This is a genomic window from Desulfomicrobium orale DSM 12838 (assembly GCF_001553625.1).
Lineage (GTDB): Bacteria > Desulfobacterota > Desulfovibrionia > Desulfovibrionales > Desulfomicrobiaceae > Desulfomicrobium > Desulfomicrobium orale.
In genome coordinates, this window is the sequence record NZ_CP014230.1 from 1,728,961 (window position 1) to 1,752,755 (window position 23,795).

The 23,795-nt window shown below is 59.1% G+C and carries 20 protein-coding genes and 1 tRNA gene; 17 read left to right on the plus strand and 4 right to left on the minus strand.

From position 1 onward, the window contains the following. The first annotated feature begins 1 nt into the window (after position 1). From AXF15_RS07920 to brxL, 5 genes are all read left to right on the plus strand, one after another. On the plus strand, positions 2–3,445 hold the full coding sequence (locus tag AXF15_RS07920) for an Eco57I restriction-modification methylase domain-containing protein (protein WP_066605669.1): 3,444 nt from the start codon (positions 2–4) through the stop codon (positions 3,443–3,445). Next, positions 3,442–4,722 carry an AAA family ATPase gene (locus tag AXF15_RS07925; protein WP_066605671.1) on the plus strand — a complete coding sequence of 427 codons (1,281 nt, stop codon included), beginning with the start codon at positions 3,442–3,444 and terminating at the stop codon, positions 4,720–4,722. Before AXF15_RS07920 ends, AXF15_RS07925 begins: the two co-directional genes overlap by 4 nt. Continuing rightward, positions 4,719–5,315 (plus strand): HNH endonuclease family protein, encoded by a 597-nt coding sequence (locus AXF15_RS13510; RefSeq protein WP_083517941.1) that lies wholly within the window; start codon positions 4,719–4,721, stop codon positions 5,313–5,315. Before AXF15_RS07925 ends, AXF15_RS13510 begins: the two co-directional genes overlap by 4 nt. Next, positions 5,312–7,666, plus strand: coding sequence for a BREX-1 system phosphatase PglZ type B (pglZ, locus tag AXF15_RS07930; protein WP_066605674.1), 2,355 nt, complete (start codon positions 5,312–5,314; stop codon positions 7,664–7,666). Before AXF15_RS13510 ends, pglZ begins: the two co-directional genes overlap by 4 nt. A 94-nt stretch (positions 7,667–7,760) precedes the next feature. Continuing rightward, a complete protein-coding gene (brxL, locus tag AXF15_RS07935; RefSeq protein WP_236884748.1) occupies positions 7,761–9,707 on the plus strand; it encodes a BREX system Lon protease-like protein BrxL in 1,947 nt (648 codons plus the stop codon). 62 nt (positions 9,708–9,769) lie between these two features. Here brxL and AXF15_RS07940 read toward each other — a convergent pair whose 3' ends face one another. From AXF15_RS07940 to AXF15_RS07950, 3 genes are read right to left on the minus strand one after another with little or no spacing between them, the layout of a single operon-like run. Further along, the gene (locus tag AXF15_RS07940) at positions 9,770–10,486 is read right to left on the minus strand and encodes a 16S rRNA (uracil(1498)-N(3))-methyltransferase (protein ID WP_066605677.1); all 717 of its coding nucleotides are present in this window, start codon (positions 10,484–10,486) and stop codon (positions 9,770–9,772) included. Further along, positions 10,486–11,571 carry a glycine cleavage system aminomethyltransferase GcvT gene (gene gcvT, locus AXF15_RS07945; RefSeq protein ID WP_066605680.1) on the minus strand — a complete coding sequence of 362 codons (1,086 nt, stop codon included), beginning with the start codon at positions 11,569–11,571 and terminating at the stop codon, positions 10,486–10,488. Before gcvT ends, AXF15_RS07940 begins: the two co-directional genes overlap by 1 nt. Before the next feature lie 55 nt (positions 11,572–11,626). Beyond that, positions 11,627–13,333: a hypothetical protein gene (locus AXF15_RS07950; protein WP_066605685.1), complete on the minus strand. Its 1,707-nt coding sequence runs from the start codon at positions 13,331–13,333 to the stop codon at positions 11,627–11,629. A 208-nt stretch (positions 13,334–13,541) separates the two neighbouring features. Here AXF15_RS07950 and AXF15_RS07955 point away from each other — a divergent pair, with 208 nt between their 5' ends. Together AXF15_RS07955 and mreB are read left to right on the plus strand one after the other, a co-directional pair. After that, entirely contained in the window at positions 13,542–14,567 is a 1,026-nt protein-coding gene (locus AXF15_RS07955) for a GAF domain-containing protein (protein ID WP_066605687.1), read from the plus strand. An 18-nt stretch (positions 14,568–14,585) separates the two neighbouring features. After that, a complete protein-coding gene (mreB, locus tag AXF15_RS07960; RefSeq protein ID WP_066605689.1) occupies positions 14,586–15,611 on the plus strand; it encodes a rod shape-determining protein in 1,026 nt (341 codons plus the stop codon). Here the strand turns inward: mreB and AXF15_RS07965 are convergent. After that, a complete protein-coding gene (locus tag AXF15_RS07965; protein WP_151192328.1) occupies positions 15,604–16,125 on the minus strand; it encodes an NUDIX hydrolase in 522 nt (173 codons plus the stop codon). The genes mreB and AXF15_RS07965 overlap by 8 nt on opposite strands. A 23-nt stretch (positions 16,126–16,148) precedes the next feature. Between AXF15_RS07965 and rimI the strand changes: the two genes are divergently transcribed. The 10 genes from rimI to AXF15_RS08015 all read left to right on the plus strand — a co-directional run bounded on the left by rimI (position 16,149) and on the right by AXF15_RS08015 (position 23,759). Continuing rightward, on the plus strand, positions 16,149–16,658 hold the full coding sequence (rimI, locus tag AXF15_RS07970) for a ribosomal protein S18-alanine N-acetyltransferase (protein WP_066605695.1): 510 nt from the start codon (positions 16,149–16,151) through the stop codon (positions 16,656–16,658). 39 nt (positions 16,659–16,697) lie between these two features. Next, positions 16,698–17,180, plus strand: a complete 483-nt coding sequence (locus AXF15_RS07975; RefSeq protein WP_066605697.1) for a peptidylprolyl isomerase — start codon at positions 16,698–16,700, stop codon at positions 17,178–17,180. Between the two features lie 3 nt (positions 17,181–17,183). After that, positions 17,184–18,134 (plus strand): YheT family hydrolase, encoded by a 951-nt coding sequence (locus AXF15_RS07980; protein WP_083517942.1) that lies wholly within the window; start codon positions 17,184–17,186, stop codon positions 18,132–18,134. A gap of 154 nt (positions 18,135–18,288) precedes the next feature. Then, the gene (locus AXF15_RS07985) at positions 18,289–19,701 is read left to right on the plus strand and encodes a DegQ family serine endoprotease (RefSeq protein ID WP_066605698.1); all 1,413 of its coding nucleotides are present in this window, start codon (positions 18,289–18,291) and stop codon (positions 19,699–19,701) included. Positions 19,702–19,706: 5 nt separating this feature from the next. Beyond that, entirely contained in the window at positions 19,707–20,591 is an 885-nt protein-coding gene (gene ispE, locus AXF15_RS07990) for a 4-(cytidine 5'-diphospho)-2-C-methyl-D-erythritol kinase (RefSeq protein ID WP_066605699.1), read from the plus strand. 78 nt (positions 20,592–20,669) lie between these two features. Then, positions 20,670–20,745 (plus strand) — tRNA-Gln (locus tag AXF15_RS07995). A 28-nt stretch (positions 20,746–20,773) separates the two neighbouring features. Next, positions 20,774–21,718 (plus strand): ribose-phosphate diphosphokinase, encoded by a 945-nt coding sequence (locus AXF15_RS08000; RefSeq protein ID WP_066605702.1) that lies wholly within the window; start codon positions 20,774–20,776, stop codon positions 21,716–21,718. 32 nt (positions 21,719–21,750) lie between these two features. After that, positions 21,751–22,347: a 50S ribosomal protein L25 gene (locus tag AXF15_RS08005; RefSeq protein ID WP_066605705.1), complete on the plus strand. Its 597-nt coding sequence runs from the start codon at positions 21,751–21,753 to the stop codon at positions 22,345–22,347. A gap of 71 nt (positions 22,348–22,418) precedes the next feature. Beyond that, a complete protein-coding gene (pth, locus tag AXF15_RS08010; protein WP_066605712.1) occupies positions 22,419–23,012 on the plus strand; it encodes an aminoacyl-tRNA hydrolase in 594 nt (197 codons plus the stop codon). 210 nt (positions 23,013–23,222) lie between these two features. Continuing rightward, entirely contained in the window at positions 23,223–23,759 is a 537-nt protein-coding gene (locus tag AXF15_RS08015; protein ID WP_066605719.1) for a CarD family transcriptional regulator, read from the plus strand. Positions 23,760–23,795 lie beyond the last annotated feature (36 nt).

The following is a 23,795-nucleotide window of genomic DNA, read 5'->3' on the forward strand; positions in this document are numbered from 1 at the left end:
CATGCAGCCACTGGACAAAACATTAAGAAAACAACTTGAGCGTACCATCAAAGATGCGCGTGATATTGCCGAGAACGCTGCCCGTGCAGCGCTGGAACAGCTGGGTGTGGGTGAGTCCGCGCCCTTTGCTCATCTGAGCGAACAGGACCGCGAGCTTCGCCGCAAGCTGCGCGCCCACGGTCGTCAATTCGGTGATTCCCTGAACGGCGGCAAGATCCAGACTCTAGACCGCCTGATCGAAGAGGTCGCTTACGAGCACTGGCACCGCATGCTCTTTGCCCGTTTCCTGGCCGAGAACAATCTGCTGATGTATCCCGATCCGGACGATCCGGTGGCGGTCACCTTAGAGGAGTGTGAAGACCTCGCTGCCGATGAAGGCGCGGTCAACGGTTGGGAGCTGGCCGCCCGGTTTGCCGCCCGCATGCTGCCGCAAATTTTCCGCCCTGCTTCTCCGGTCTTTCAACTGAGCTTGCCACCCGAGCATCAGCAGAAATTGGAGCGCTTGCTGGCCGACCTGCCGCTGGAGGTTTTCACTGCCTCCGACAGCCTCGGCTGGGTCTATCAGTTCTGGCAGGCCAAGAAGAAGGACGAGGTCAACGCCTCCGAGGTCAAGATCGGTGCGCGCGAGCTGCCCGCCGTCACCCAGCTCTTCACCGAGCCCTACATGGTCAGCTTCCTGCTCGATAACTCCCTGGGGGCCTGGTGGGCGGCAAGACGGCTCGGCGAGGCCGACCTCCGAAACGCCGGCAGCGAAGATGAACTGCGTGCGAAAGCGGCGATCCCCGGCGTGCCGCTGGAGTATCTGCGTTTTGTCCAACAGGAGGACGGCACTTGGACACCGGCGGCCGGAACCTTCAACGGCTGGCCGGAGCAGCTTGCCGACCTGAAAACCCTGGACCCCTGCTGTGGCTCCGGCCACTTTCTGGTAGCAGTCTTCCTGATGCTGGTGCCCATGCGCATGGAACTGGAGGGATTGTCGGCGCGCGCGGCGGTGGATGCGGTGCTGCGTGAAAACATCTATGGCCTGGAGCTGGATCAGCGCTGCGTGGAGCTGGCTGCCTTTGCCCTGGCGCTGACTGCATGGAAATATCCGGATGCTGGCGGCTACCGCGTATTGCCGGAGTTGAATGTGGCCTGCTCCGGGCTGTCCGTGAGCGCGGCGAAAGAGGAGTGGAAGCAGCTTGGCCTGGGCAAAAAGAATCTCAGCATTGCCCTCGATTGGATGCACGATACTTTCAAGGAAGCGCCACTTCTGGGCAGCTTGCTCAATCCTGCTCAAACCGATGCCGCCAAGATTGTGCGGTGGGAGGAACTTTCAAGCGCACTGGAGCAGGCGTTGAAGCAGGAGCAAAGCGAGGAGCAACAGGAGGCCGCTGTCGTGGCCCAGGGTCTGGCCAAGGCCGCAGCCCTGCTTGCCGAGCGCTATCAATGGGTGATGACCAATGTGCCGTATCTGGCGCGAGGGAAACAAAGCGAGCGGCTGCGCGCCTTCTGTGAAAAGCACTGTTCAACCGCAAAGAACGATCTGGCAACGGTATTTCTCGACCGCTGCCTGGAATTTTGCGTCGATGGCGGCACGGCGAGTGTCGTTTTGCCGCAGAACTGGCTCTTTCTGACCAGCTACAGGAAGTTTCGCGAGAAATTGCTGAAAAACAACACCTGGCATCTGATCGCCCGGTTGGGGGCAGGAGCTTTCGAAACCATTAGCGGGGAGGTAGTGAAAGCTATCCTGATCAGTCTGAGCCGTGGCAGCGCAAGCATGGAAGAGAACTCCAGCCTCTTTAAGCGGCAGGATGCCGCTTCTACCCTGCTTCGCGGCCTCGATGTCTCCGAGTATCGCACCACCGCCGAAAAAGCGGGGCAGTTGCTGACCGCGGAAATCAAAAGTGTGGAACAGGCGAAGCAGTTGGAGAATCCGGATGCTTCAGTAATGTTGGATGAGATGGAGAATTTACCACTTTTATTGAAGTATGCGAAGTCTGTTACGGGGCTTCAGACTGGAGATGATTACCAGTACGCGCGCTCCTTCTGGGAATTGGCTCGCATCGAACAGCCGAGATGGCTTTGGTTTCAAAGCGCTGCCAGAAAAAAAACCGAGTTCACAGGAAAGAGTAGAGTTTTAGGTTGGGAAGACGGAAAGGGATCGCTTGCAAACAACCCTAGTGCAAGGGTTCAGGGGCAGTTCGCTTGGGATAAGAAAGGAATATCTGTTCAAACAATGCGAGAACTGAACTGCTGCCTATTCGAAAGTTCTTCTTTTGATATGAATGCTTCTGCGATCATTCCAAACAAACTAGAGCATACCGTAGCAATCTGGTCGTACATGTCTTCATTAGAATATCAATATGCTGTAAGGAAAATAAACCAAAAGCTTCGCGTTGCAGACGCCACTCTGGTCAAAGTCCCCTTTGATCTCGAGCGCTGGACAAAAATCGCCGAAGAAAAATACCCCAAGGGCCTGCCCAAGCCCTACACCGACGATCCCACCCAATGGATCTTCCACGGGCACCCCTGCGGCTCGGTAATTTGGAGTGACGACGAAAAATGGACGGCCAACGGCCCGCTGCGCACGGATTCCACAGTGCTGCACGTCGCCGTTGCCCGGCTCCTTGGCTACCGCTGGCCAGCCGAACTGGATGCCGGCATGGAGCTGGCCGACGAGCAGCGCGAATGGGTGGGGCGTTGCGAAGAACTGGCTGGTTACGCCGATGATGACGGTATCGTCTGCATTCCGCCGGTGCGCGGCGAGTTGGCCGCAAGCGACCGCCTGCTGAACCTGCTGGCCGCCGCCTATGGCGACGCCTGGAAGGGCGACACCCTGGCCGCGCTGCTCAAGAGCGCCGAACACGTCGGCAAAACACTGGAGACATGGCTGCGGGAGAAGTTCTTCGCCCAGCACTGCAAGCTGTTCCAGCACCGCCCCTTCATCTGGCACATCTGGGATGGCCTGCGTGACGGCTTCGCGGCCCTGGTCAACTACCACAAGCTCGACGCCAAGCTGCTGGAGACCCTGATCTACACCTACCTGGGCGACTGGATCAGCCGCCAGAAGCAGGACATCGCAAGCCACGTGGACGGAGCCCAGGAGCGCCTGGCCGCCGCCGAGGCCCTCAAGAAAAAGCTGGAGCTGATCCTGGAGGGTGAAGCGCCCTACGATATCTTCGTGCGCTGGAAACCGCTGGAACAACAGCCCATCGGCTGGGATCCGGATCTCAACGACGGCGTGCGCCTCAACATCCGCCCCTTCCTCACCGTGCCCGATGTCGGCAAGAGAGGCGCGGGGTGCTTGCGCGACAAACCCAACATCAACTGGAACAAGGACCGGGGCAAGGACGTGGCATCCGCCCCCTGGTATCACGTCTTTGACGGCAACCGCATCAACGACCACCACCTGACCCTGGCCGAGAAACGCAAAGCAAGGGAAGTGAAGGAGAGTTTGTCATGATTAGACATCTGAAAATGTCCAATGTCGGACCGGCTCCCAAGATGGAGCTGGAGTTCGGCAGGCGCTTGAACCTCCTGACCGGCGATAACGGCCTGGGCAAGAGCTTTCTGCTCGATATTGCCTGGTGGGCGATGACACGCAAATGGCCTGCTGAAATTAATCCAAAACTGACTGCCGGGAAAAAGGCGTTACCTGCCTCTGATGGGGAAGCCAAAATCAGCTTTTCTTTTACCGGCAAAACTAGAGAGGAAAGCTACGAAAGCAGTTTTCTCCGAAAAGAGCAGACGTGGAGCGGCAGGCTGGGTCGGCCTGCAAACCCTGGACTTGTCCTGTATGCCATGTCGGATGGCAGTTTTGCCGTCTGGGATCCCCATCGGAACTACTGGATCACTCGGGCAGGCCTGGATGTGCAGGAACGTGTTCCTGCCTATGTGTTTAGCCCGAAAGAAGTTTGGGATGGTCTCCAGGATGAAAAAGGTGGCTGGCTATGTAATGGCCTCATACGCGACTGGGCCGGGTGGCAAAAGGAGCGTGGCGCACCATTTAAACATCTTAAACAAGTCTTGGAAGTTCTATCACCCTCCGCCAACGAAAAGTTGGAGCCAGGAAGTTTAACGAGAATAAGTCTGGATGATGTCCGCGACATCCCAACGATTCGTATGCCTTATCAACAAGAAGTCGCGGTTGTTCATGCATCCTCCGGAATGCGACGAATCATGGCTTTGGCATACTTTCTGGTTTGGGCATGGGAAGAACACAAGCAAGCGGCCAAGCAGCTCGGGGAGCCTGCCACAAGGCAAATCACCTTTCTGGTTGACGAAATTGAATCCCATCTCCATCCAAGCTGGCAGCGCCGTATCGTTCCAACGCTGCTCTCCGTCATGGCAAAGCTGACCAAGATCGCGAAAGTTCAGCTGATCACAGCTACCCACTCCCCGCTGATCATGGCGTCTGTAGAACCCTTATTTGACGCGCAACAGGATGCTTGGTTTGACCTCGATTTTGAACGTAAAAAGGTGGTGTTGCGTCGCCGCGACTTTGAAAAGCATGGAGATGTCGCAACCTGGCTGGTCAGTGAGGCGTTTGATTTGAAGAGCGGCCGCCCCATTGAGTATGAACGTCTCGTTGAGGAAGCTTCGACACTGCTTGACAAAGATCAGCCGACCGAAAAGCAGATTTCTGAAATGAACGAAAAGCTTGTTCTGGCATTAGGGCCAAAAGACGACTTTCTATTCAACTGGCGATACATCTGTAAACAAAAGGGCTGGCTGAAATGATACCCGTGGCTTTGCAACCGGAACCAGCAGATTTTAACGCACGTGTGCGCCAACCTGGACTTGATTGGCTTGCCTCCCATGGCATCGCGCTCAATTCAGCTCCACCAAAAGCCACTGAGTTACCCAACCATTGGACCCGCTCCAATCGTCAGCTCTGGGAAGCCTATAGCGGTGTCTGCGCCTATCTGGCCATTTATTTTGAATGGGTGACCGGTGCCGCCTCCACGGATCATTTTGTGGCCAAGTCAAGGAATGCTGGTGATGCTTATGAGTGGAACAATTATCGTCTTTCTTGCCTTGGTCCCAATCGGAATAAAGGTAGGTTCGACGATGTGTTGGACCCGATTGGCTTGGAGGACAACACATTTGTTTTGAATTTGGCCAATGGAGAGATTGCACCAAATCCTGCACTACTCCCAGAAAAGAAAAGGGCGGCACGTAAAACTATCAAAAGATTGAAACTGGATAGTCCGGATCACAACGCTATGAGGGCGAAGCATTTTTCACGCTATTTGCGGAAGAAAGATGGACAAACCCTTAAAGAGTTATCGCCGTTCGTGTGGGCGGAAGCAAATCGACAGGGCCTGTTATGAGACTGCTTGATCATCTCCTGAAAGCGGTTCGTGGTGTCGCCGTCTTCAACCCGGAGGTTCAGGTTGCACCGGCCTGTATCCTGTGGCCGGATCGTGACCGCCAGTGGGAAGCCGTCATACCCGTTCTTCAGGCCGAACTGCCTGAACTCCTGGTCCTGGGCGACTATGCGCCCGAAAAGCGGGTTGGGCCTGCCATCTGGTTGCGCTGCGTGCTTGCCGGTCGAGCCGAGGGTGTTTCACTGCCCAAGGGTCAGACGCCGATTTTTTATCTGCCGGGCGTCAGCCGCCAGGACCTGCGGGCTGTCGAAAATTGCCCTGATCACTTGAAGCCGCTTGCTGAACTGCAATACCGGGGCGTGATCTGGTCACAAAGCAATGCGAAAGACTGGACGATCCTGGCCTATCTGAAATCCGATCAGGGCGGGCTTGGGCTGGATGTCGCCCAGGACAACGATGCCAAAAACGCCATGCAGCTCGCGTTGTATCGACTCCTCGACGAGAATGTCTCCTTGCTGAAAGGCAAGCGTCTGGACAAGGACTACTTCAACACCCTGTTGACGGGGGGCGACCCGATTCGCGACCTCCTGCAGTGGCTCAACCAGGGGGACGCCTTCCAGGCAAGTCGGGGCGAGAACGAATGGAAGGCCTTTGTCGAGGTCTGCAAGTCTCAACTGGCCTTCAACCCCCAGAACGAAGGCGCTTTGGCCGGGAGCACCCGGCTCGCCAACCATGAAGGCCCTTGGCATGCCGTCTGGGAGCGCTACTGCGAAGCACCCAGGCGCTACCCCAATATCCCGGCACAAATCAGAAAATGTCGTCCGCCGAATGACACCCTTTTCTGGCACATGGAAGAAAGTTCTTTCGACGGCTGGCCTCAGTGGAACGACGACCAGGAGAAAAACCTTCACCGTGATTTGCTGGCCCTTGCCAAAGCGCCCGCGCACGAAGCGAGGGCGAAGATTAAAGAGCTGGAAAAACAGCACGGACGAAGGCGCTCTCTGGTCTGGGCCGAATTGGGTGATGCACCCCTGGCCTGTGCAGTGGAACACCTGGCGACCATTGCCGAGATCACCGGAGGCGGCCTTGCCGCAGGTTCGGTGGACGACCTCGCAGCAGGGTATCGCAGTCATGGATGGCGGGTTGATGACGGAGTGATCCGGGCTTTGGCTCAGGTCGATAGTGCTGCCGATTTTGATGCCGTGACGACCGCCATCCGATCGGTTTACCTGCCGTGGGTGGAAGAATCGGCCCGCTATCTCCAGAAATTGGTAGATGGCACATCGTATCCAGGAGGTACCTGTCTGACGGCAAAGGCAGTACCTTTCAGTCCCGGGGACTGCGTTCTCTTCGTCGACGGACTCCGTTTCGATGCCGGGAAGCGTTTGGTTGGCTCTTTAGAGGAATGCGGGTTTGAAATTTCCGAGGAACCTGTTTGGGCGGCCCTGCCGAGTGTAACCGCAACCGGTAAGGCGGCGGTCACCCCGGTACGGGACAAAATTCGCGGTGAGGATGGCAACCCCGATTTTGAGCCGTCCGTAGCAGATACCGGTCAGTCATTAAAGGGCGGCTACCACCTGAAGAGGCTTTTGACTGACGCAGGATGGTCGATCCTCGCGCGCTCCGCTGATGGCAATGGCCAGGGTATGGCCTGGTGTGAATTTGGAGACATCGACCATGAAGGTCACGACCGTGGATGGAAACTTGCCAAGCACATCGATGCCCTGATTCTGGAGATCACAGAGCGTATCACGGAGCTTCTGGCAGCAGGATGGAAACGTGTTCGGGTTGTGACAGACCATGGCTGGTTGTTGCTGCCCGGGGGATTGCCAAAAATCGATCTTCCCAGCGCCTTGGCCGATAACAAGTGGGGCCGATGCGCCTCATTAAAACCCGGGGCCACTTCCGAGGAGCGGCTTTACCCATGGTACTGGAACCCAAACCGGTACTTTGCCCTTGCCGATGGCGTGAGCTGCTTCAAGAAAGGCGAAGAGTATGCCCATGGCGGACTGAGCCTGCAAGAGTGCCTGACGCTACATTTGACGGTAACGCGAGGCGAATCTGCTCAGGCTGCAACATCTGTCGAATTTACCGACGTGGTGTGGAGGGGGCTGCGCTGCACCGTTGCCGTGGATGGCAACTTCTCGGGTTTATCGCTTGATGTTCGTAGCCAAGCTGGCGATTCATCGTCCAGTGTGGTCGTCGGCAGCAAACCGCTTAAAGACAACGGGACAGCCTCCGTAGTTGTCGAGGACGAGGACATGGAGGGGCGTGAAGCAACGGTGGTCCTGGTCGATGCCAATGGATCGCTGGTTGCGCAAATTGCCACAGTGATTGGTGGAGGTAATACATGATTGAAATGGATCAGATCGACAAAAAAGCGGCCTCCTCGCTGGGGGGTACCTGGTCCGGAAGGATCTGGTCCGGACGTTTAGCCGCCAGTTTCCGGTGCCGACCTATGTGGTCGAGTTCCTGCTCGGCCGCTACTGCGCCAGCACCGAGCAGGACGAGATTGATGAGGGTCTCGAGATCGTCCAAAGGCAACTCAAATCGAGAACGGTCAAGGCCGGGGAAGAAGAGCTCTTCAAGGCTCGGGCCAGGGAAAATGGCGAGGTCAAAATCATCGACCTCATCACCGCTCGCCTGGATGCGAAGACCGACTCCTACATCGCTACACTGCCCAGCCTGCGATTGACCGATGTCCGCATTAGCCCGGAACTGGCGAATGAACATGAGCGAATGCTGACAGGTGGCTTTTATGCCGAAATCAGTCTGAACTACGATGCGGCTATTGCCCAGGAGAGCAAAGGCAGACCGTTCGGGGTTGAGTCGCTCCGGGAGATCCAACTCTCAAAACGCGATGTGCTCGACATCCTAGCCGAGGCTCGCAAGTCCTTCACTACCGACGAGTGGAAGGAATTCCTGCTTCGATCCATTGGCATTGAATCAAACGGATTGTCCCGGCGGCAACGCGATGCCTTGATGCTGCGAATGGTTCCCTTTGTCGAGCGTAACTACAACCTGGTGGAACTCGGTCCCAGAGGAACGGGCAAGAGCCATCTCTTCCAGCAGGTTTCTCCGTATGCGCATCTGATTTCCGGGGGTAAGGCCACGGTTGCCCGGATGTTCGTCAACAACGCAACCGGCCAGCGCGGATTGGTCTGCCAATACGATGTGGTCTGCTTCGATGAGGTGTCCGGCGTCTCTTTCGACCAGAAGGATGGCGTGAACATCATGAAGGGGTACATGGAGTCCGGTGAATTCAGCCGCGGCAAGGAAAGCATCCGAGCCGATGGCAGTATCGTCCTGGTTGGCAATTTCGATGTGGATGTTGAACATCAACAGCGCATCGGACACCTGTTTGGCCCCATGCCACCCGAGATGAAAGACGACACCGCTTTCATGGACCGAATCCACGCCTTTCTGCCCGGCTGGGATGTTCCCAAGATCAGCAAGGAGCTGTTGACGAATCACTTCGGTCTGGTGAGCGATTTCTTGTCCGAGTGTTGGAGCCAGCTTCGTAATCAGAGCAGAGTGAGCGTATTGCAAAACCGGGTGTTCTTCGGTGGCGCTCTGTCGGGGCGCGATACCAATGCGGTCAATAAAACCGTGAGCGGACTGCTCAAGCTCCTCTATCCTGGTGAAGGTGAGGCTGTTGATGAGGACATCGAGTGGGCCGTCCATATCGCCATGGAGGCAAGGCGTCGCGTCAAGGAACAGCAGAAGCGTATCGGCGCGGCGGAATTCCGTAATACGCACTTCAGCTACGTGATGGGGACCGATGGCGTGGAAAAGTTTGTCTCGACTCCAGAACTGCAAAGCGAAAACAGCATTGGTGCCGATCCCCTTGAGCCCGGCCAGGTCTGGACCATCTCGCCGGGTGGCGGTGAAGAGCACCCGGGACTCTACCGTATCGAGATCAACGAAGGCCCGGGTTCCGGCGTCAAGATCCTCAACAAACCCGTGCCGCCTGCTTTTAAGGAAAGCATGGGCTACGCAGAACAAAATCTCTACGCCCGGGCAATGCAACTGGTCGGGGACAAAGACCCTCGTCACCACGAATTCACCGCTCAACTCCGAGCCTTTGACGCATCCAAGTCCGGTGCGAAACTCGGCATGGCGTCACTCATCGCGCTCTGTACGGCTTTCTTGAAGAAGAGTGTTCGCGGCGGCCTCATCATCGTGGGGGAGATTAACCTGGGCGGGTCTATCGAGCCTATTCACAACCCTGTCACCATTGCCGAGATCGCAGTTGAAAAAGGCGCCTCGGCTCTCTTGATGCCGGTTTCCTGCCGTCGGCAGCTTGTTGACCTGTCCGATGATATGGCGACGAAGATCGATATCCAGTTTTATTCCGATACCAAGGATGCCCTCCTGAAGGCCATGGTGGAGTGATGGGGCAAAATTTTATTCCACAAGTTTGCCGTAGATTGTATGCCGTTCGCCGCACGAAGAGATTATGCCCGCCCGGCCCACAGCCGCAGAGAGAGCAGGAACAGGGCGGCGGTTTCAAAGCGCAGGATGCGGGGGCCGAGAGTTCTGGGTGCGAAGTTGTGGCTCAGGAACAGCCGGGCTTCGTTTTCGGTCAGGCCGCCTTCGGGGCCGATCACGGCGATGCAGCCCGCCGGGTGGATCAGCTCGGCGGGCTGGATGAATTCCATTTCTTTCTTTTCCCAGCAAAGTAGCCGGCAGCCGAAGGAACCGGCCGCCTGGAGAAGCTCCGGAGCGCCGCGTAACGCACGTATTTCCGGCAGCCACAATGCGCCGCACTGTTTGGCTGCGGCCACGGTCTGGCGCTCCCAGGTTTCGGCGCCCTGAGAGATTTCACCCTGGGATCGCTCGGCCTGCCAGAACCAGATGGCCGCCGCGCCCAGTTCCACCGCTTTTTCCAGCAGGTAGCCGCGCCGCAGGCTTTTGGACCAGCCCACAGCCAGGGTCAGGCCGGGAGGCGGTTCGGGTGCGGCGGTTATGGAAAGGGCGTCCAGTTCGGCTTTTTTCCCTGTGATGGTGCTGATCCGGAAAAGCCCCCACCGGCCGCGGCCGTCGAACAGGCGGATGGTGTCGCCGGGACGGGCCCGCAGGACACGGATCAGGTGCCGGGCTTCCTCGTCCGCCAAGATGAAGGGCTCCCGCCAGAGGGCGGGAGGAAGGTGGAACGAATTGAGCCGGCTCATCAGGTGCCGGTTTTTTTCCGGGCCGTGCCTTCGGTGTAGAAAGGCGGTTCCACGCGCACGGCCTCAAGCGACGTTCTGGCGGCCTTGATGGCAAAGGAGGAAGCGTCGGCCAGATCCGCCCGGACGTAGGCCAGGGCCACACAGCAGCCAAGGCTCGGGGCGATGGAGCCGCTGGTGACCACGCCTGCTCTGGTGTCCCCCAGATAGACCTCGTCGTGGGGCCGGGCGCTGCGCCGCCCCTCGATACGCAGGCCGATCAGTCTTTCGCGGACCGCATCCAATCCGGCTTTGCCCACGAAAGGCTCGGAGCTGGTGAGCATCGCGCCATAACCGGCCTCCACCGGGGTATGTTCCTCGTCCAGGTCCTGACCGTACAGGGGCAAGCCCATTTCCAGGCGCAGGGTATCCCGCGCCCCGAGGCCCGCCGGGAGCACATCGGGTTCATTCAGCAGGCGCTCCCACAGCCACTCGGCCTTGTCCCAGGGCAGATACAGCTCGTAGCCCAGCTCGCCGGTATAGCCGGTCCGGCTGACCAGCAGAGGGAAATCCTCGATCCGCGTCTCCCTGAATCCGAAATATCCAAGGCTCTCCCAGTCGCCGGGAATGGCGGCGGCAAGGGCCGCAAAGGATGCCGGCCCTTGAAGATCGATCTTGGCGGTTTTATCGCTTTGGTTCAGAAAGCGCAGTCCGGAGGGCAGCAGTCCCGCGATCCACGAGAAATCCGCGTCGATGCGTGCGCCGTTGACCACCAGCATGTATTTTTCTTCGGCCAGACGGTACACGATGAGGTCGTCCAGCACGCCGCCCCGCTCGTTCAGCAGAAATCCGTAGCGGCATTTTCCCGGCGCAAGGGTCTGAAGATTGTGGGTCACCACGCGGGACAGAATACTGGTGGCTCCGGGGCCTTCAAGCAGAAATTCGCCCATGTGGCTGATATCGAAAAGCGAGGCCCGGGTTCTGGTGTGCTTGTGCTCCTCCAGAATGCCCCGGTACTGCACGGGCATGCTCCAGCCCGCGAAGGGCACCATTCTGGCACCGTTTGCCACGTGCCAGTCGTGCAGGGGAGTGGTCAGCAAAGAGGACATGATTTTTCCCGCCGCTGAAGGTTTGGATGCTGGGGAAGCGCCCGCCGTTTCGGCGTCACGCTTCGGCCTTTACCTTGTGGATGGCCCTTATCTCGTCGACCAGCGCGACCAGACGGCCGTAGAGCTTTTTGATCTGCCGGCCGCCGTCGGTGAGGTTGTCGTCGGGTTCCGTAATATATGTCCTGATCAGATAGCGGTCGTTCAGCATGCTCTCGGCGAAATGCAGGGCCTGCCGGACCAGGGTTTCGAAGTAGGCGGCCAGTTCGAACTTCAGCTCCCCGAGCAGGGCCGTGGCCAGGGAAAGCATGGTCCGGTAGGTGATTCTTCTGCCCTTGTGCATCCGGCCGCTCAGGTCTTCGAGCTGTTTCACCTTGCGGGCCTGCCTGATGTAGGCGTGGACGGCGCAGACGCTCTGGTGCAGCTCGTGCATTTCCTCGAATTCGTCGGCCATGCCGGGGTTGTGCAGATAGCCGTCCAGAACGTGGTCCACTTCGGCGTAGAATTCATCCGAATAGCCGATCATCCGCCGCTGGTGCTTGGTCAGCCAGGAGTGCAGGAACTTGAGCCGGTTCTCGTGGGTTTTCGTGTTCTCCACGACCTCGTTGGCGCGGTAGACCGCCTGGCCGATATATTCCCCGCGCACGATATCGTTCAGTCTGAGGCTCATGGAGTAGGAGTCCCGCAGCAGGTTGACGGCCGTGCAGACTTTGCCGCTCAGGGGATGGATGATTTCCTGACGCAGCACGGACAGGGCGCGTTCCTGGCGTACGTTGTTGGGGTCGAACTTGTGCTGGCGGTACACGATGCGCAGGATGACCACCCTTTTTTCGGGGTGGACGAAATAGCCGCCGCGTTCCAGCACGTTGAGGACGTCCATGCCCTTTGCTTCCACATGCACCAGGGCGGTTTTCTCCACCTGCGGATAGGCGTGGCCGGGCTCGGAGCTGAAAAGCGAGGTGATGATGCGGTCTGACTGCCCGAGTGCCTTGATCAGGAACCGCTCGCCCATCTTGTGCAGCCGCCGGGCGAAGATGGCTGCCGAGGTCCGGCGTTCCGAGGAGATGGGATAGCCGTAGAGCTCCATCAGGAACTGGTACACGAACTCCCGGTTCCGCTCGTAGGAGAGGCTGTCGTTGGGCTGGAACTTGCGCATCCGCAGGCCGAAACGCTTGAGCTCCGTGTCCAGGTCCGAGGGCAGGGACGCGTAGACGCCCGAGAGATGATAGCGGCCCGAACGGTCCAGAGAGAGCACGTGTGCCCTGTCCATTCTGCCGAGATAGCCGATCATCCCCGAATACGAGGTCATGTCGACGAAGTGGCCGGGCATCTCCGAGCGGAACGTCTCGCGCAGTTCCCGCGGCAGATGGCGCAGCAGGCAGTCCATGTTTTTTTTCCGGCCGCGGATATCCTGGGCGTCCGTGCCGGATTTGGGGGCGCCGGACGGCAGGCAGTCGTGGAGCAGGTCGAACTGGAAAATCTCGTTGAAGTAGTCCAGCTGCCGCTGGAAGGCGACCATGGAAAAGGCGGGCAGTTCCGCGAATTCGATCAGGTTGGGCTCGAAAGACGGCAGCAGGTCGCGCACGTCCACCACGGGGTATGCGTCCAGTTCGTCAAAAGGCTTGAGCAGACAGAACTTGATATGCACATGATCCAGAAAGCGGCGCAGTTCCGGGAGGTTATCCAGCGGCAGGGTGGGGAGGAGATGGCCGTTTTCCAGGCAGAGCATGTCCGGAATCCGGGAAAACGCGGTGCGCCAGTGCATATGCCGTGATGACTCTCCTGTCGGGTTTGTTGACGTTGGAAGCCGTTTTACATGTTTCCCGCCAGCCGTAAACCGGATTTTCAGAAGCCGGGGCGCGCCCCGCTTTCCTCTTCCGGCGTCCGGTTGCTGACGGCGTGCTTTCCCTGTATGCCCGGAGGGCCGGGTATACGCCGCATCATCATTATCCGCGACGCCGGAGAGTACACCAATGGCCAAGACATATTCTTCTCTGGACAGACTGCTGGAAGCCGTGGGCAGCGTTTTCGACGCCTATTCGGTGGCGCTGTTCCGCCGCAACGCCGAAGGCGCCTTCGACCTCGCGGCCTCCTTTTCGCTGGGAGATTCCATCCCCAAGAATCTGACCATCGAGGCCGGGCACGGCCTGGCGGGGTGGATTCTGAAAAACAACACGCCCCTTCTGGTGGAGAAGTTCGACCGGAAGAGATCCCTGCTCGGCTATTATCCTCCGGGACAGGATGAGGGCATCAAGGTGTTCATGGGCTGTCCCCTGCCGGGGGGGCTCGGCGCTTTGTGCATGGACAGCAAGAAGACCTATGCCTTCACGGACAAGGATCAGCGCGTCCTGTCCCTGTTTGCCCAGGTCGTGGCGGCCATCGTCACGGACATGGGCGAGGTGGAGGCCAGCAGCCGGGAACAGATGCTGTACCGCTTTCTGCAGCAGGTTTACGACCTGCGGGAAACCTATCCCAAATGGACGGAATTTCTGAATTGCTATCTGGCCCTGGTGGCCGGAGGCGGAATGTGCGAGCTGTCCTTTTTGGTGGTCAGCGACGAATGGGGGGACAACTATCTGCTCGAGGGCGCCAACAAGCCGTTTCCGCCCGACACCGTCTCGCCGGGCCAGCTTTTCAGCATGAACAGCGGCCTTCTGGGCTGGGTGTTCAAGAAAAACCAGCCCGCCTTCTTCGACGACCGCAGAAGCGAGCAGGGGCACACGCCGCTGTTCGGCCGGGACATTCCCGGCCTGACCCTGAACACGCTGCTGGCCTTCCCCCTGAAAGTGCATACCCGCTGCCGGGGCGTGCTGGTCATCGGCGACCGGGAAGGCCGCGTCATCGACGAGGAGCTGAAATCCTTCGCCAAAATGGCGGCGGACTACCTGGCCCTTTTTCTGGAGAATCTGTATCTGAAGAACAAGCTGCGGAGGTTCATGCCGCCCGGCCTGATGGAACATGGCGGCGATGACTACGGCCCCGGAGATGCGAGTCTTTAACCTGAGCGGGAACTGTTCATGTTTTTCGGTAAACTGTTTGGTTTTTTCAGCAAGAATCTGGCTATGGATCTGGGTACGGCCAACACCCTGCTGTACTCTCCGAAGGAAGGAATCATTCTGAACGAGCCTTCGGTCGTGGCTCTGGACGTGCGCAACGACTCCATTCTGGCCGTGGGACGGGAGGCCAAGGAGTATCTGGGCCGCACCCCGGAGCGCATCCGGGCGGTCCGGCCCCTGAAGGACGGCGTCATCGCGGACTTCGAGGTCACCAAGGCCATGATCGCCTATTTCATCCGCAAAACCATAACCGGCAGGCGCTTCGCCAGACCGCGCATGGCCATCTGCGTGCCGGCGGGCATCACCCAGGTGGAAAAGCGGGCGGTGATCGAGTCGGCCCTGCAGGCGGGAGTCCGTGAAGTGCGCCTCATAGAGGAGCCCATGGCCGCGGCCATAGGCGCTGGGCTCCCTATTCACGAACCCCGGGGCAACATGGTGGTGGATATCGGCGGCGGCACGACGGAAGTGGCGGTCATTTCCCTTTCGGCGGTGGCCTATGCCGAATCCGTGCGCATTGCCGGAGACGAGATCAACGACTGTATCCAGCGGTACGTTCAGGATGAATTCAAGCTTCTGATCGGCGAGAACATGGCCGAGGCGGCCAAGATGCAGATCGCTTCGGCCGTGCCGCCCGCCGAGTCCATGCAGTTCAGGGTGGCCGGAAAGAATCTGGTGGACGGCACGCCCAAATCCATCGTTCTGACGGACGCCCATGTGCGCGAAGCCATCCGGGAGCCGGTGAACGCCATTGTGGCCGCCGTGCGCAGGGCTCTGGAAAAGACCCCGCCCGAGCTGGTGGCGGATATTGCCACCAACGGTCTGCTGCTGGCCGGAGGCGGCGCTTTGCTGAAGGGACTCGACAAGCTCATCACTCAGGAGAGCTCGCTGCTGGTGCATATTGACGATGGCCCCCTGACCACGGTGGTCCGCGGTACGGGCCGGGCCATGGAAGATCCGGAGAGGTTCGGCGGAGTCTATATCAACTGACGCCCGATTCGCGGCCGGTCATGTCCGGCCAGCGGTACAGCCGTCTGTCCCACACGGTGGCGAGTGCCGCGGTGAAACAGTCCTGGTACGATGCGGCCAGGGCCTGGAATTCGTCCCGGTCCACCAGAAGGTATTCCAGGCTGTCCGTGAAATGATGGAGCATGCGGTCCGGAATCCGGATTTCGAAAATGTCCACGGCTTCGTTGCCCGTGCCCGCTCCGCTTTCCAGATGCAGTCTGTGATGAGGGCTCAGCTCCTGGCTTTGCAGCACGCCGGGCAGTGCGCGTTCCGCCGCTTCATCCGCCGCTTCGTCGATGCCTATGTGCCCGCCGCCGGGGATGTCCCAGTTTGCGGTACGCCTGCGCAGGACCAGACGGCCGGAACTGTCCGTCAGCAGCAGAAAAAATCCGCGGTGCCGCAGATTCTGACTATGGACTTCTTCCACGGGCATGACGGCCAGGGGCCGGTTGTCCGCATCCACCACGTAAATCTGTTTCGGCTCGTGTTCCGTCATGGCGTTTGGGTAGTTGAAGAACTGTGCGGGAAGGTGTTGTTCTGCGTTTTTTGCGGCCAGAAGACGCCGCCGCTCTGGCCGGGCTCGAAGGCGAGGTGTTTGCCGACGCCTGGAGCGCGGAGCGTTTCGTGTCCCTGCTGGGGCGGGAGCAGTTTCTGGCGGCGGGCGCTTTTGGCGGCGGGCCGGAGGCCCGGCGGGACGCTTTGCTGCATGCCTACGTCAGTGCGTACAGTGTGGCGGGCGAGCTGGAAATAGTCAACGTGGCCGTGCGTACAGCCTTACGCGGCCAGGGGCTGGGCACCCGTTTACTGCTTTTTTTCCTGCGCGAGGCTGCCGGACGCGGAGTTGGAAGGGCTGTCCTTGAAGTGCGGCAGGGCAATGCCGCCGCCCATGCGCTGTATGCCCGGTGCGGCTTCACCGCCATCGGCAGGCGCAAGAAATATTATTCCGATACGGGAGAGGACGCTCTGGTGCTGGAGTGGAGGCCGGAGGCGTGCCGCTCAGACGGAAGCGCCGGGTCCGCCGGAAAATGAAGCAATCCGTCGCGGACGGAGAAAAATAAGGAGCTTGTCATGGTTGTCATGGAAACATCCAAGGGGACATTGAAGATCGAACTGTATCCGGAAAAGGCGCCGCTTACCTGCGAGAATTTTCTGTCCTATGTGCGGGACGGCTTTTACGACGGAACCATCTTTCACCGGGTGATCCCGAATTTCGTCCTGCAGGGCGGCGGACTGACCAGCCGCATGCAGGAGAAGGAGACCCGTCCGGCCATCAGGAACGAGGCCGATAACGGGCTGAAGAATCTGGAAGGCACCCTGTCCATGGCCAGAACGCAGGCCGTGGACAGCGCCACTTCCCAGTTTTTCATCAATCTGCGGGATAACGCCTTTCTCGATCACGGCTCCAGGGATTTCGGCTATGCGGTTTTCGGTCGCGTGGCCGAGGGCATGGATGTGGTCCGGTCCATCGCCCGGGTGGAAACGTGCGATCTGGGCTTTTATCAGGATGTGCCCAAGGAGCCGGTGCTCATAGAGCGGATGTACGAGGAGTAAAGCTTGAACCGTCTGCTCACGGGGTTTCCGTTTCATTCGGGGCACATGCACACTCTGTTTCCGCCGCTGTTCCGGCCGGAACCCCGCGTGCTTTACGAGCGGCGGCGTTTTGAGACCTCCGACGGGGATTTTGTCGATCTGGACTGGTCCGCCGGCGGCGGAAAGCGGCTGGCGGTCATTCTGCACGGTCTGGAAGGACATTCCCGCCGGAAATACGTGCTGGGCATGGCCCGTGCGGCCCGTATCCGGGGGCTCGACGTGCTGGCCATGAATTTCAGGGGGTGCGGCGGAGAGCCCAACCGGAAACTTTTTATGTACCATTCCGGGTGGACCCGCGATCTGCATGAGATTTTGCTCATGGTCCGGGAAACGGGCCGGTACGAGAGCGTGGTTCTGGTGGGATTCAGCCTGGGCGCGAACATGGTGCTCAAATATCTGGGCGAGGACCCGGACCGGGTTCCGGATTCGGTGCGCGGGGCGGTAGCCCTTTCCGTACCCTGCGATCTGGAGGATTCGGCCAGGGCTCTGGCCCGGCCCTTGTGCCGGATATACACGCGTTATCTGCTCGGACAGTTGCGGGAGAAAATCGCGGAAAAGGGCCGCCTGTTCCCGGGAGCCCTGGATCTGACCGGCCTGGAGCAGATCAGCACGTTTCAGGAGTTCGACGACCGTTTTACCGCTCCCCTGCACGGGTTCCGGGATGCTCTGGACTATTGGCGGAAGTCCTCCTGCAAGCAGTTTCTGACAGCCATCCGCCATCCGGCCTGCATCATCAACGCCCGCAACGATCCGTTTCTGGGACCGGCCTGCTTTCCCGAGGAGGAGGCGCGGGAGAACCGCCATCTGACCCTCCTCATGCCGGATACGGGCGGCCATGTCGGGTTCGTGAGCCGGGGTGGGGAATACTGGTCCGAATGGACGGCCATGCGTTTTCTCCGGGAATGTGCACAGTGATTGCAGTTTGTGCATTTTTCTTGCTTTATGTGCATGTATTTGTGCAAAAAATCATGTGAAGATCATGCGGTCATGCCGTCAGCCTTTACTGAACGGAAGACGGGCGTTGGCATGGTCAATGCTTTCAAGGCCAACCACACCGTTGGAGGTATATATGAAACATGCCCTTCGTTTTCTGGCAATTTTTCTCATGTTCACGGCTTCGGCCGCCCTGGCCGCCCAGCTTCCGGATTTCACGGAGCTGGCCGAAACATCCGGGCAGGCCGTAGTCAACATCAGCACGGTCAAGCTGGTCAAAAGGCAGCAGCGAAACATGCGACCGTTTTTTCGGGGCCCGCACGGTCAGGACCCCTTCGAGGATTTTTTCGATCAGTTCGAGCGTTTCTTCGGTCAGCAAGGGCGCGGCGTGCCTCGGGAGCAGCGCTCTCTGGGGTCGGGGTTCATCATTTCCGCCGACGGCTATATTGTGACCAACAATCACGTCATTGACGGCGCGGACACCATCAAAGTCAATCTGCTCGGCGACAGAAACGGCGAGAAGTCCTACGACGCCGAAGTGGTGGGCACGGACAAGGAAACGGATCTGGCTCTTCTGAAGATAAAGGCCGACAAGCGTCTGCCGTATCTGCAATTCGGCGATTCCGACGCCCTGAAGGTGGGGCAGTGGGTCATGGCCATAGGTAATCCTTTCGGACTGGACCACACGGTTACGGCGGGAATTGTCAGCGCCAAGGGCCGGACCATCGGGGCCGGGCCGTACGATAACTTCATCCAGACGGATGCTTCCATCAACCCCGGCAACAGCGGCGGCCCCCTGATCGATCTGGACGGCCGGGTGGTGGGCATCAATACGGCCATCATCGCTTCGGGCCAGGGCATCGGATTTGCCATTCCCAGCCGGTCGGCCAGGCAGATCGTGGACCAGCTGAAGGAGCACAAGAGCGTCCGGCGCGGCTGGCTCGGCGTCTCCATTCAGAATGTGGACGAGAACGCGGCCAAGGCTCTGGGACTGGACGCGCCCCGCGGCGCGTTGATTGCCTCCGTGACACCCGGCGATCCCGCGGCCAGGGCGGGCATCCGCGCCGGAGATGTCATCACCGCCGTTGAGGGCCTGCCTGTGGACAGCGCCAGTGATCTGACCCGGAAGATCGGTGATCTGCTGCCCGGAGCGAAGGTCACGGTATCCGTGTGGCGCGGCGGCAAGACTCTGAGCATTCCGCTGGAGCTTGGAGAACGCAATGCCGGGAAGGTCGCCCAGAATGAGCAGGGGCAGCCGGGCGAGGATGTGTTGGGTCTGTCCGTGCGTGCCGCAATGCCCAGGGAACGTGAGGCGCTGGGCTTGTCCGATGAGAGCGGTCTGATTGTGGTGGAGGTGGGCGAAGGCTCGCTGGCCGCCCAGAGCGGTCTGGAGCCGGGAGATGTCATCCTGGAAGCCAATGGCCGGGTCATGGATTCGGTGGACGCTTTCCGGAATGTGCTCGAAGGCGACGCCAAGGCCAAGGGCGTGGTCATGCTGCTGATCAACCGTCAGGGCCGGGCCATGTTCCGCACCATTCCCCTGTCCTGAAGCACATGATGGAGTTCGCGCTTACGGCCGGATGCAAGGTCAACCTGTATCTGGACATCGTGGGCATCCGTCCGGACGGTTATCATGAGATCGAGAGCCTGTTCTACCCCCTTCCCGCGCCATGCGACACGCTGCTGGTGCGGGAAGGGGAGAGCGGGTTTTCCCTTTCCTGCTCCGATCCATCCCTGGCCACGGATGCCAATATAGTCAGCCGGGCTTACCGGCTCTTTGCCGAAACCACGGGCTTTGCCCCGGACGTGTTCGTGCATATACAAAAAAGAATTCCCATGGGCGCGGGGCTTGGCGGCGGCAGCAGCGATGCGGCCGCGTTTCTTTTGTGGCTGAACGGCCGGGCTGGGGAAAAGGCGTTGGCCGCCGGGGAGCTTGCTGAGGCGGCTTTGTCTCTGGGTGCCGATGTGCCGTTTTTTCTCGTGAACCAACCGGCCTGGATCACAGGCATCGGTGAACGGATCGAGCCCATCCTGTGCGATCTGGGCGACACTCTGGTTCTTCTGATCTGTCCGCCGTTGCGGGTGGACACCGGATGGGCTTACGGCCGGTGGGATGAGGTCCATGTCGGGGGGCCGCGTTCAAGAAAAAAGTTGACACCCCATCCCCCCCTGACTAGGAAATTTTGCTTCACGAATCCGTCGGCTCTGTGGAATGCATTCGAAAATGTGGTTTTTCAGGAATTTCCACTGCTTCGGGATATCAAGTCTGATGTCATGCGGCACGGCGCGAAGGGGTGCGTCATGAGCGGAACGGGATCGACTCTGGTGGCGCTATTTGATGCTCCGGAGGATGCCCTTTCATGTGCAAGACGGCTTCATGCCGCAGGGTGTGGCTGCCACGCCGTGAAATCCGGGCGGGAATTTTCTCTGGAGTCGTGAGGCTTCCGGTAAGCTGCGGGACGGCGGGTCCCGCGGTCTTTTCTTGTGGGCGGGCTCTATATGCGGGCCCTGCGAGATTGGGGCGTCGCCAAGCTGGCAAGGCAACGGGTTTTGGTTCCGTCATTCGGAGGTTCGAATCCTCCCGCCCCAGCCAATTTTCATAATATTATGAAGGCATCGTCATGGCACGCGTAGGCGAACTGAAGATTGTCACGGGAACGGCCAACCCGGCACTGGCTCTGCGTATCTGCGATCATCTGGGCTGCAAGCTTTCCCCGGCGCTGGTGGACACCTTCAGCGACGGGGAAATCCGGATCGAGATGAGCGACAATGTGCGCGGAGACGATGTCTATGTGGTGCAGCCCACGTGCGCTCCGGTGAACCACAACCTGATGGAGCTGTGTCTGATGCTGGACGCCCTGAAGCGGGCCAGCGCAGGCCGGGTGACGGCGGTGGTGCCGTATTTCGGGTATGCCAGGCAGGACCGCAAGGTGGTCCCGCGGGTGCCCATCAGCGCCAAGATGGTGGCGGACTTCATCACTGTAGCGGGCGTGGACCGGGTGCTGACCATAGATCTGCATTCCGGACAGATTCAGGGTTTCTTCGACAAACCTGTGGACAACCTGTATGCGGCGCAAATCCTGCTGGATTACATCCGCAGGCTGGGCGATAACCTCATCGTAGTCTCTCCCGACGCCGGAGGAACGGAACGGGCCCGGGCCTACGCTAAACGGCTGGGTGTGGGGCTGGCCATTGTGGACAAGCGCCGCGAAGGTCCGAATCAGGCTCACGCCATGCAGCTTATCGGTGACGTCAAAGGTAAGATCGCCGTGGTTCTGGATGATATGATCGATACCGCCGGGACTATGACCGCGGCCGGCAATCTGCTGGCCGAGCATGGTGCCGAGGGAGTGGTGGCCTGCGCCACGCACGCCGTCCTTTCGGGCCCTGCCGTGGAGCGGCTGATCAGTTCCGCCTTTTCGCAGATCATTGTCACCGATACCATTCCCCTCAATCCCAAGGCCGCGGCCAGTGACAAGTTCAAGGTCATTTCCGTGGGCAGTCTGATCGCCAAGGCCATACACAATATCCATTCCGAATCTTCGGTCAGCGTGCTTTTCAGCTGAGCGCAGCCGGTTTTCGACTTAAGGAGTACAGCATGTCTGAAGTCATGAGTTTGCAGTTGAAGCGCCGCGAAGAGCGGGGCAAGGGGCCCTGTTCCCGTCTGCGTGCCAGTGGTCTGGTCCCCGGAGTGTTCTATAATTCCAAGGGAGAGAATATTTCCTTCACTGTGGACAACTTGGCTCTGGGCAAGGCCTTTGAGAAGGTTCGCTACTCGAAGATGCTTGAACTTGAAATCGACATGGACGGGAAGGTGGAGAAGCGCAACGCCCTTTTCAAGAGCCTGGTTTCTCACCCGGTGAAGCGCCGTTACGACCATGTGGATTTTATCGGCGTGGACCTGGACAAGGAAGTCGAAGTCACGGTCCCGGTGGAAGTTCGCGGCAGAGCCAAGGGCATCGTTCTGGGCGGCAAGCTGGAGCTGTATCAGGAACGCGTGCTGGTGCGCTGCCTGCCCGCGGCCATTCCGGATTCCATTGGTTTCGACATTACGGAGCTGAACATCGGGGACAAGGTCTTTGTTGATCAGCTGGCCATGCCTGAAGGTGTCAAGGCTGTTTACGACCGCAATTACCTCGTGCTCGCCATTCTGGCCGGACGCGGCGCAAAGGCCGGCGAAGAAGAAGAGGTCTAGATTTCACACCGGGCTCCGCCGCGCGGAGCCCTCTTTTTTCCGCTTTTTCCTTTCGTTATTGACGGTTCCCCATGGCATATGACGGCCTGATCGTGGGTTTGGGCAATCCGGGACGCGGATACGCCCGAACCAGGCATAATTTCGGTTTTCTGCTTGCGGACTGGCTGGTCAGAGCATGGAATACGCAACCCGGATCGTTTTGCGAGCCGCGCCGGGCGAAAAACGCCGAGGTCTGGGACGTGACCGAGGAATATGGGGCACGACGCTGGCTGTTGGTCAAGCCACAGACATTTATGAATCTGAGTGGGCAGGCCGTGGGAGAATTGAGCCGGAAAAACGGCATCTCTCCGGATCGGGTGCTCGTCCTGCATGATGAACTCGATCTTTCCTTCGGCACGATCCGTTTGAAATTTTCTGGAGGCCTGGCCGGGCACAATGGACTGAAATCCGTGGCCGCCCATCTGGGAACCCAGGATTTTGTGCGGCTGAGGCTGGGCATCGGACGGCCGGATGATGGAACTCCCATGGCCGATTATGTCCTGCGCGGTTTTACTCCCGAGGAATGGAGCAGGATGGACGGTCTTTTGGAGATGGCCGGGGAAGCGGTCCTCGATTTCTGCCGTGAAGGCCGGGATGCGGCCATGGCCAGGCTGCACTCCCGTTGAGCCGCATCGCCCGTTTGCCTTGGGGATAAGGCGTATGCCGAAAGATCCCGGCGGAGTCCGGAGCGGAACTTTTGCTTGGCACGATCCGGCATTGGATCGCGGAAATCCTTTCTTCCAAAACCCGGAAGCCCCTGCTGGTGGACTGCATAGCAATTTTCGCCTATACAGGCCGCCTTATGTTGGTTGATTCTGTTTCCCTGGAGGTCGCTTGTGTTTTCACTTGATGAGCTTGTCGTCTACCCCGCGCAGGGGGTCGGTAAGATCGAACGGATCGAAACTCAGGAGATAGGCGGGGTACCCACGGAACTGATCATCGTCCGCATTCTGAGCAACAACGTGACGCTGATGGTGCCCGTCAAGACCGCGCAAAATGTCGGCCTGCGGGGCATATACACTGCCGAGCAGGGCAGGGAGATTCTTCTTTACCTTCAGGATCGCTCCGATTTCACCGGCTATTCCGGTCAGAACTGGAACCGGCGGTATCGTGAGTATTCCGAAAAACTCAAAAGCAGCAATCTGCGTGATGTGGCCTACGTGCTGAAGGAGCTGATCCTCATCGGCAAGGACAAGGAGCTGTCTTTTGGGGAGCGCCGTCTGCTGGAGCAGGCCATGGGGCTTATTTCTCTGGAACTTTCCTTTGCCCTGGGCCAGGAGCAGGCCGAGGTGAAGAAATCCATCGAGGCGCGTTTCGCGGATATTCTGCGTAAGGAAAGCGCCGACGATGCTGCGGAAGCGGAAGAGGAGTAGGGGGATTTTCCCCCTTGTTTTTTTATTTTCAACCAG